The 415-nt window shown below is 48.0% G+C and carries 1 protein-coding gene; it reads left to right on the top strand.

Features of this window, described 5'->3' with window-relative positions; genetic code table 11:
- A partial coding sequence (locus P5683_RS25910; RefSeq protein ID WP_315660959.1) for a zinc ribbon domain-containing protein occupies window positions 1–415 on the top strand: 415 nt, incomplete at both ends.

Consider the following 415-nt stretch of genomic DNA (forward strand, 5'->3'; position numbering starts at 1 on the left):
GTTCAAGAAGGCGACGGATGAGGCAAGCGGCTCAACGAATGAGAACCAAAATCCGGAATTTAGTGGATGAAGCCCACAAACAAATTGCTCACTACTTGACTCACAACTACAGCATAATTTTTCTGCCGACCTTCGAGACTTCCGATATGGTTGCCAAGGTGAAGCGTCTAATCAGGTCTAAGACTGCCCGCGCCATGCTGACATGGGCGCATTATCGATTCAAACTAACCCTGAGACATCAAGCCGAGATAACTGGAACCACAGTTGTAGATGTGACGGAAGAATACACCAGCAAAACCTGTACTCACTGTGGTCATGTGCATTCCCAGCTAGGTGGCTCAAAAGTGTTCCGATGTCCTGAGTGTGGGTTCACTCTACCACGGGACTGGAACGGTGCTTTTGGAATCTTTCTAAT

Origin of the sequence: Limnospira sp. PMC 1279.21, from assembly GCF_032349615.1 — a bacterium.
Classification (GTDB): domain Bacteria; phylum Cyanobacteriota; class Cyanobacteriia; order Cyanobacteriales; family Microcoleaceae; genus Limnospira; species Limnospira fusiformis.